This window comes from Pokkaliibacter plantistimulans (assembly GCF_003194385.1).
Lineage (GTDB): Bacteria > Pseudomonadota > Gammaproteobacteria > Pseudomonadales > Balneatricaceae > Pokkaliibacter > Pokkaliibacter plantistimulans.
On sequence record NZ_LAPT01000073.1, the window covers coordinates 24364 to 31424 of the forward strand.

The 7061-nt window shown below is 60.1% G+C and carries 5 protein-coding genes; all 5 read right to left on the reverse strand.

Annotated features, from left to right (window positions below; translation table 11 throughout):
- Window positions 1–16 precede the first annotated feature (16 nt).
- The 5 genes from WH50_RS14855 to WH50_RS14875 all read right to left on the reverse strand — a co-directional run bounded on the left by WH50_RS14855 (window position 17) and on the right by WH50_RS14875 (window position 6656).
- Window positions 17–220: a formate dehydrogenase subunit delta gene (locus WH50_RS14855; RefSeq protein WP_110188014.1), complete on the reverse strand. Its 204-nt coding sequence runs from the start codon at window positions 218–220 to the stop codon at window positions 17–19.
- A 101-nt stretch (window positions 221–321) separates the two neighbouring features.
- The gene (fdhF, locus tag WH50_RS14860; RefSeq protein WP_110188015.1) at window positions 322–3180 is read right to left on the reverse strand and encodes a formate dehydrogenase subunit alpha; all 2859 of its coding nucleotides are present in this window, start codon (window positions 3178–3180) and stop codon (window positions 322–324) included.
- On the reverse strand, window positions 3180–4757 hold the full coding sequence (locus WH50_RS14865; RefSeq protein ID WP_110188016.1) for a formate dehydrogenase beta subunit: 1578 nt from the start codon (window positions 4755–4757) through the stop codon (window positions 3180–3182). Before WH50_RS14865 ends, fdhF begins: the two co-directional genes overlap by 1 nt.
- The gene (locus WH50_RS14870) at window positions 4754–5254 is read right to left on the reverse strand and encodes a formate dehydrogenase subunit gamma (RefSeq protein ID WP_110188017.1); all 501 of its coding nucleotides are present in this window, start codon (window positions 5252–5254) and stop codon (window positions 4754–4756) included. Before WH50_RS14870 ends, WH50_RS14865 begins: the two co-directional genes overlap by 4 nt.
- A gap of 316 nt (window positions 5255–5570) precedes the next feature.
- On the reverse strand, window positions 5571–6656 hold the full coding sequence (locus WH50_RS14875) for a lipid A deacylase LpxR family protein (RefSeq protein WP_110188018.1): 1086 nt from the start codon (window positions 6654–6656) through the stop codon (window positions 5571–5573).
- Window positions 6657–7061: the final 405 nt, after the last annotated feature.

Below are 7061 nucleotides of genomic sequence, written 5' to 3' on the forward strand. Positions count from 1 at the left end.
CAGGCGGGTTTCTGTATTACAGCCTGGTCAGTACCGCCACCACGCAGGGGCTAAGATCGGGGTGTGCCGGGTCGACGGCCAGCAGCGCCTCGATCATGCGTGGTTCCCAGAATTTCCTGATATGGCCTGCGACCATATCGGCGCGGCGCTCGGGATCCTGCTCATAGGCCAGATTGAGGGCTATCTGGTTAGCCATCTTGATCAGATATTCAGCGTTCATAGTGCGTATCCCTTTCGGTGGGCAGCAACAGCAGCGCTGCGATTTATATCGCAGCGGTTCAGCGGTGTCTGTGGGGCGGCGTCTGGGCCGCCCCCCGGAAGTTAAGCCTCCGCCTGCGACTCGCTCAGCAGTTGCCGCTGATAGCTGTCGAGATGACGGAAGCGCTCCTGCCACTTGGAAATCTCCGTCACCTTTTCGGCCTGTACTGCCGTGACTTTGTATTCCGGGCAGTTGGTGGCCCAGTCCGAGTTGTCTGTGGTGATGACGTTGGCCCCGGAGAACGGATGGTGGAAAGTGGTGTACACCACGCCCGGCTGCATCCGTGACGACACTCTGGCACGCAGCACCGTTTGCCCGGCACGGCTGCTGATGCCGACCCAGTCACCGTCATTGATACCACGCTCCTCGGCATCGTGCGGGTGCAGCTCCAGCACATCTTCGGCATGCCAGGCAACGTTGGCGGTACGGCGGGTCTGAGCGCCCACGTTGTACTGGCTGAGGATGCGTCCGGTGGTCAGCAGCAGCGGATAGCGGCCGTTGACCCGCTCCTCGGTGGGGACAAATTCGGTGGGGATAAACTGCCCCTGGCCGATGGTGAAGCTGTCTTCGTGCATCACTGGCGTACCCAGCGGGTGTTCATCATTACAGGGCCACTGAATACTGCCCAGCTCGTCCAGACGGGCGTAACTGACACCCTGGAACGACGGCGTCAGGCGGGCAATTTCATCCATGATCTCGCTGGGGTGCTGATAGGTCATGGTGTAACCCAGTGCGGCTGCCAGCCCCTGAGTGACCTGCCAGTCTTCCTTGCCTGCCAGTGGCGGCATGGCTTTGCGCACTCTGGCGATGCGCCGCTCGGCATTGGTGAAGGTGCCGTTCTTCTCCAGAAAGGTGGCGCCGGGCAGCAGCACATGGGCGTACTTGGCCGTCTCGTTGAGGAAAATATCCTGCACGATCAGGCACTCCAGTGAGCCCAGCGCTGCTTCAACGTGCTGGGTATTGGGGTCGGACTGGGCAATGTCTTCTCCCTGGCAGTACAGGGCCTTGAAGCTACCAGCGATGGCGGCCTCGAACATGTTGGGGATGCGCAGACCGGGCTGGTCGGCCAGTGACACCTGCCACGCCTGCTCGAACAGCTGGCGGACGCTGCTGTCGCTGACATGGCGGTAGCCGGGCAGCTCATGGGGGAAGGAACCCATATCACAGGAGCCCTGCACGTTGTTCTGGCCGCGCAGAGGGTTAACACCTACACCGGGGCGGCCAAAGTTACCGGTCAGCATGGCCAGGTTGGCGATGCCGGTCACCATGGTCGAACCCTGACTGTGCTCGGTCACACCCAGACCGTAATAGATGGCGCTGTTGCCACCCTGAGCATAGAGGCGGGCAGCGGCGCGTAGCTCGGTCGCCGGAATACCGGTGATGGCTTCGGTGGCCTCGGGGCTGTGGCGGCTGTCACTGATAAAGCTCAGCCACTGCTGGTAGGCGGCCTGATCACAGCGCTGCGCAATAAAGTCACTATGCTCAAGACCTTCACTGATGATGGTGTGGGCCATGGCATTGATAAAGGCAACATTGGTGCCGGGGCGCAGTTGCAGGTGGTGATCGGCCTGATAGTGCGGGCCCTTGAGCAGGTCAATTTGGCGCGGGTCAACAACGATCAGCCGGGCACCCTGACGCAGGCGCTTTTTCAGCCGTGAACCAAACACCGGGTGGGCATCGGTGGGGTTGGCACCGATCACCATCACCACGTCGGTGTGTTCCACCGAATCAAAGTCCTGAGTCCCCGCAGATTCCCCCAGTGTCATCTTCAGACCGTAACCGGTAGGCGAGTGGCAGACACGGGCGCAGGTATCGACGTTGTTGTTGCCAAAGGCAGCGCGCACCAGCTTCTGTACCAGATAGGTTTCTTCGTTGGTGCAGCGTGAGGAAGTGATGGCGCCGACGGAATTGGTGCCGTACTGAGCCTGAATCTGGCGGATACGGCTGGCCGCGAACTGGAAGGCTTCATCCCAGCTGACGGTGCGCCAGGGCTGGTCGATGCGGTCACGGATCATCGGCTGGGTGATGCGGTCCTGATGGGTGGCGTAGCCAAAGGCGAAGCGCCCCTTGACGCAGGCATGACCACGATTGGCCTTGCCATCCTTGTAGGGCACCATGTTGACCACCTGATTACCCTTCATCTCGGCCTTGAAGCTGCAGCCAACCCCACAGTAAGCACAGGTGGTAATCACACTGTGCTCGGCCTGACCGAATTCGATCACGGTGTTTTCACTCAGGGTCGCGGTCGGACAGGCCTGCACGCAGGCTCCGCAGGACACGCATTCGGAGTCCATGAAGGATTCATTGGCTCCGGCACTGATCTTGGAGTCAAAGCCACGGCTGTTGATGGTGAGGGCAAAGGTGCCCTGAGTTTCTTCACAGGCACGGACGCAGCGGGAGCATAGAATGCACTTGCTCGGATCAAAGGTGAAATAGGGGTTGGAAGTATCCTTGGGCAAATGCAGATGGTTGCTGACGCTGAGGCCATAACGCACCTCGCGCAGGCCAACCACGCCAACCATGTCCTGCAGCTCACAGTTACCATTGCTGGGGCAGGTCAGACAGTCGAGCGGATGGTCGGAGATGTACAGCTCCATCACGTTTTTGCGCAGCTTGTTGATACGCGGGCTCTCGGTGCGTACCACCATGCCTTCACTGACCGGGGTGGTGCAGGAGGCGGGATAGCCGCGGCGGCCTTCAATCTCCACCAGACAGACGCGACAGGAGCCGAAGGACTTGAGGCTGTCCGTCGCGCAGAGTTTGGGAATGTTGATACCCGCCAGTGCAGCGGCGCGCATTACCGAGGTGCCTTCCGGCACCTGCACTTGCTCACCATCGATTTCCAGCGTGATCAGGCTGGTGGAAAGGCTGGCAGGGGTGCCGAGGTCGCGGTCGGTTTTCGGGTCAAAGTAGCCAATCATCAGTGTTGCCCTCCTGCTGACGGAGTCTGGCTGACACTGTGCAGCTCTTCCCCGAAATATTTGACGATGCTTTTTACCGGGTATGGCGCCATGCCGCCCAGTGCACAGAGTGAGGCCTGTTCCATGGTGTCGCAGAGGTCAGTGAGCAGCGCCAGATTGTCCTCAGCGTCTTCACCCTGACGGATCCGTGCCAGCACTTCCTGCGCCCGGGTCGAGCCGATACGGCAGGGCGTGCATTTGCCACAGGACTCCAGAGCACAGAACTCCATGGCGAACGCCGCCATCTGGCCGAGATCCGCCTGATCATCAAACACCACGATGCCGCCATGGCCTACCATGCCGCCAACAGCGGCCAGCGCTTCATAGTCCAGCGGGGTGTCAAAATGCGCGGGGGGAATGTAAGCCCCGAGCGGTCCGCCAATCTGTACTGCCTTGATGGGGCGGCCAGAGGCACTGCCACCGCCGAAGTCATAGAGAATTTCGCGCAGGGTAACGCCAAAGGCCACTTCAACCAGACCGCCCTGTCTGATGTTTCCCGCCAGCTGCAGGGGCATGGTGCCGCGTGAACGGCCCTGACCGAAGTCGCGGTAATGAGCGCCGCCCTTGCTCAGAATCAGAGGCACGGAGGCGAGGCTGATGACGTTGTTGACCACGGTGGGCTGACCGAACAGGCCTTCCAGCGCGGGCAGGGGCGGCTTGGCACGCACCATGCCACGTTTGCCTTCCAGACTTTCCAGCAGAGCGGTTTCTTCACCACAGATATAGGCACCTGCTGCCAGACGCACCTGCAAATGAAAACGGTGGTGGCTGCCCAGAATTGCTTCCCCCAGATAACCTTGCTGCTCGGCCAGTGTGATGGCCTGTTGCAGTACGCGATGGGCATGGGGGTATTCGGCCCGCAGATAGATGTAGCCGCGCGTTGCGCCGGTGGCCAGCGCCGCGATCAGCATGCCTTCGATCAGCTGGAAGGGGTTGTCTTCCATGACCAGCCGGTCGGAGAAGGTGCCGGAGTCCCCTTCGTCCGCATTGCAGACGATGAACTTGACGGCTTCATCGAAGCCACGGTGATAGGGCGCTTGGGCATCGAGTACGGTCTGCCATTTGATCCCAGTGGGGAACGCGGCGCCACCCCGGCCACGCAGGCCGGACTCCTTCACTTCATCGACAATCTGCTGGGGCGACAGGTTCAGGGCACGCTGCAGTCCGCTCCAGCCCCCCTGAGCGGCATAGTCCTCCATCGCCAGTGGCCGGTTGTGGCCAAGACTGGCGAAGGTCAGGCGCTGCTGGCGGGCAAGATAGGGGTGCTGCTCCACCAGACCGATGCACAGGGGGTGGTCGCCACCGTTCAGCAGGTCGGCTGCCAGCAACGAGGGCAGATCCTCTGCGGTCAGCGGCCCATAGCCCACTCGTCCCTGCGGGGTATCGACTTCCAGCAGCGGTTCAAGCCAGAACATGCCGCGAGTGGAGGTGCGTTGCAGGTCAATCTGTTCGCCAAGCTGCGCGGTCAGTGCCTGAGCCAGCTCATCGGCGCCGACAGAAAGGGCGCAGGAGTCGCAGGAAAGATAAAGCCGGGTCATGCTTGGCCCTCCTTCAGCAGTTGCAGCAGGCGTTCGGTTTTGGCCAGGGTCATGCGGCCGTGAACGGCATCATCCAGACGGATATTGGGCGAACAGGCGCAGTTGCCGAGGCAATAGACCGGCTCCAGTGTCACGCTGCCATCCGCGGTGGTCTGGTGATAATCAATGTTCAGCAGCTGCTTGATATCACGCTCCAGCGCGGCGCTGCCCATGGACTGGCAGGCTTCTGCGCGGCAGATATGCAGCACATGGGCCCCGGCCGGGCGGGTGCGGAAATGATGGTAGAAGCTGATGACGCCATGGACTTCAGCACGCGACAGTGCCAGTTCTGTCGCCAGTACGGCGGCAGTGCATTCGGGCACGTAGCCGAAGGTGTCCTGAACGGCATGCAGAATGGGCAGTAGTGCACCCGGCTGCTGCTTTAAATCACCGGCAAGGGTGCGAATTCGGGCCTCGGTCGATGACTCAACCGGAGCAAGGGGGATATGGGCGGCCATGCTGATGTTCTCTTGATGTTAGCTAGTCCGGTAGTGCCGACCGGCACGGGGCCGGGGTGTTTTTGTTGTTATCGTTATTTGTGCAGTTATGCAGTTCAAACCCAAGCAGGAGACCGGGCTGATCGCGCTGGATTGATCATAGTGCCCGTGCCTGACCGCCGCCAAGATGGCTGGCGTTCACAGGTCGATGGGAGTCGTAATTGATGGCGCTGGAAGATACGCTGCGCATTAACAGATCAGCCAGACCTGTTCGGGTCTGGCTGATCGGGTTTCTGCGTCGTGTGGCAGGGCATGCCGGAGGCTGACCGGTGGTAGCTCAGTAGGTCATGGAGAAGGCAATGGAGCCGTAGCTGTGGGGTTCTTTCTGTGTCTCAAACTCGCGGGTACGGTTCACTCTGGAGATGGTCAGCTTCATGTTGCTGTAGGTGAAACTGACACCGGTACTGAGGTCACCCACCCAGGTCTTCTTGTCGACGCTGGGGCTGTCTACGAAGGTATTGCCGTCGAGGAAGATGTTGTGCAGCACCATACGGCCTTCCACCGAGGCGAACACATGCCAGCCGAAACCGCCGTCCAGTACCCGGCTGTCCCAGCGTGCGCCGGGAGCGCTGTTATCCCCCGCAGGGCGAATGGATGAGGAGCCGAAGTCTGAGGGCAGACGATAACCGATTCGATATTCCAGACCGGCGCCGGCGCCGGTCAGCACGTTACCGGCGGAGACAGTGTAGTGACCAATCAGGTCGTTGCTGTAGAGCTTACCGAGTGCGCGGCGGAACAGGCGATCCTTGGTGGAGAAGGTCACCAGCAGGCCGGGTTCATTTTTCAGCTGGTTATCCCAGCCTTCAAAACGGTCGATACCGCGCAGATCATGAATAAAGTCCTGGGCCTGATGGGCCAGCGACGCCGGGCCGACCACCCCCAGCTGAATTTCCGCCACTTCCAGCCGGGTATTGCTGTAACGGCGCTGATAGGCCAGCCCGGCGAACAGCCAGCCAGCATAAGGACGGTCGTCCTTGATCAGCTGGGTGGCATACTTGTCGGCCGGTGTGTACATGGTCTGACCGACAGAGAAGACGATATTGCGCTGCTCTGCCGGATTCTTACCGCTCAGCCAGATCATGTGGCTGTTCAGTGCCCGCAGCCAGCTCGGCAGCGACGGGTCATCGCCGTACTCTTCAAGGTCCGGGGAGATCCATGATGCTTTGACACCGTTAGTGTATTGCTGATCCGTGTGGGTAAAGAGGTCGTTATCGAGATAGAGATTGAGCGTCCAGGTCTGTTTCGGATCCTTGGCGCCTGCGGGGAGATTGACCTCATCCGGCTGACGTTCAGCCGCCCAACCTTGTCCGGCCAGACTCAGCAAGCAGATGATTCCAATGAGTGGCGACCGGGTATGGCGCATGCGTAAACATTCCCTGAGTTGGCAATTGCCAGAGCTGGCCGCAACTTGCACGGAAGTGGCAGATGGCTCCAGATAAAATGAGCTGCTGATACCAGATGACAGACTAGGATCGCGGTATGGCGAATCGATGACACCTGACCTGCAACAGCGCTCGATATTTTAGACAGCTCGTGCAAAGGCGCCTATCGACCATTTGTTTCACCGCTCCGCCTGTCAGTATGGTTGGATTGGCCGGTATCAAGGTGTCTGAGTTCAGTGCTGGCGTGGGAGAAGTGCTGTGCTACCTGATAAGCCGGTGGCACGTTTAGCAGGTCGTTGAAAATCTATCTGCGTTGCCGAATACCGCGTCAAAAACAGGCTCAAAATGCTCATTTAGCACACTAAACTCCGCTTTTTCGCCTGTTT

Excerpts from the sequence above, each read along its gene's own strand:
- WH50_RS14870 (WP_110188017.1), bottom strand. The coding sequence starts at position 5,254 with ATGGCCGCCCATATCCCCCTTGCTCCGGTTGAGTCATCGACCGAGGCC.
- WH50_RS14875 (WP_110188018.1), bottom strand. The coding sequence starts at position 6,656 with ATGCGCCATACCCGGTCGCCACTCATTGGAATCATCTGCTTGCTGAGT.
- WH50_RS14855 (WP_110188014.1), bottom strand. The coding sequence starts at position 220 with ATGAACGCTGAATATCTGATCAAGATGGCTAACCAGATAGCCCTCAAT.
- WH50_RS14865 (WP_110188016.1), bottom strand. The coding sequence starts at position 4,757 with ATGACCCGGCTTTATCTTTCCTGCGACTCCTGCGCCCTTTCTGTCGGC.
- fdhF (WP_110188015.1), bottom strand. The coding sequence starts at position 3,180 with ATGATTGGCTACTTTGACCCGAAAACCGACCGCGACCTCGGCACCCCT.